The 1077-nt window shown below is 65.5% G+C and carries 2 protein-coding genes; both read left to right on the top strand.

The window, feature by feature from the left end; genetic code table 11:
• Window positions 1–21 precede the first annotated feature (21 nt).
• Window positions 22–354, top strand: a complete 333-nt coding sequence (locus K7I12_RS17425) for an antibiotic biosynthesis monooxygenase family protein (RefSeq protein ID WP_031382555.1) — start codon at window positions 22–24, stop codon at window positions 352–354.
• Between the two features lie 8 nt (window positions 355–362).
• On the top strand, window positions 363–1077 hold a 715-nt coding region (locus K7I12_RS17430; RefSeq protein ID WP_031384114.1), incomplete at its 3' end, for an SDR family NAD(P)-dependent oxidoreductase.

Consider the following 1077-nt stretch of genomic DNA (forward strand, 5'->3'; position numbering starts at 1 on the left):
CGACCATAAGGACAGTGCCCCGTGTTCATCGCCATGAATCGTTTCCGGGTGAATCCCGAGAGAGTTGATGAGTTCGAACAGATATGGCTCGAGCGGGAGACCCACCTGCAGGGCCTGCCCGGCTTCATCGAGTTTCACATGCTACGCGGCCCCAAGGAGGAAGACCACGTGCTCTACGCCTCGCATACCCTCTGGCGTTCGCGCGAGGATTTCGAGGCCTGGACGCACTCCGAGGCGTTTCGCGCCGCACATGCCAATGCCGGCCAGAGCCGCCGTGAGGGGCTTTATCTCGGCCCGCCGAAGTTCGAGGGCTTCGAGGTCATCCAGACCATCGCCAAGAACAACGATGCCTGAACTCGCCCATGACTGAGCTCCACGATCGGCCGCCGCTGGCGGTCGTCACCGGCGCCAACACCGGGCTGGGTCTTGAAACCGCCAAGGGCCTGCTGAGCGAGGGCTACCGCGTCATCGTGGCGGCGCGCAACCCGGACAAGGGCCACGCGGCGGTCGGTGCGCTTCGCGGTGAAAGCCCGGGAGTCGACGTTCGCTTCGAGCCGCTCGACCTGGACAGTCTGGCCTCGGTGCGTGACTTCGCGGCCACGTTGCGCGCCAGCGAAACCTCGCTGGCGCTGCTGATCAACAATGCGGGCATCATGGCGTTGCCGCTGCGAAAGCTGACCCAGGATGGCTTCGAGCGCCAGCTCGGCGTCAACTATCTGGGCCATTTCCTGCTGACCAGCCTGCTGTTGCCCCTGCTGGTGTCGGCCCCGGCACCCCGCGTCGTGCAACTCTCGAGCCTGGCGCACCGCGGCGGACAGATCGATTTCGACGATCTCCAGGGCGAGCGCCGCTACGACCCCTGGCGTGCCTATCGCCAGTCCAAGCTCGCCATGCTGCTGTTCAGCCAGGCTTTGCAACGCCACAGCGACGATGAAGGCTGGGGGCTGACCAGCCTGGCGGCTCACCCCGGTCTCGCGCGTACGGCGCTGTTCGATCATGGCGTCAAAAGCCGCGCGGTGGTGGGTAGTCTCTTCAAGGTGTTGATGCCGTGGATCAGCCAGACCGCCGCCGCGGGTG

The sequence above is a fragment of the Halomonas sp. IOP_31 genome, assembly GCF_021151495.1.
Taxonomy (GTDB): Bacteria; Pseudomonadota; Gammaproteobacteria; order Pseudomonadales; family Halomonadaceae; genus Modicisalibacter; species Modicisalibacter zincidurans.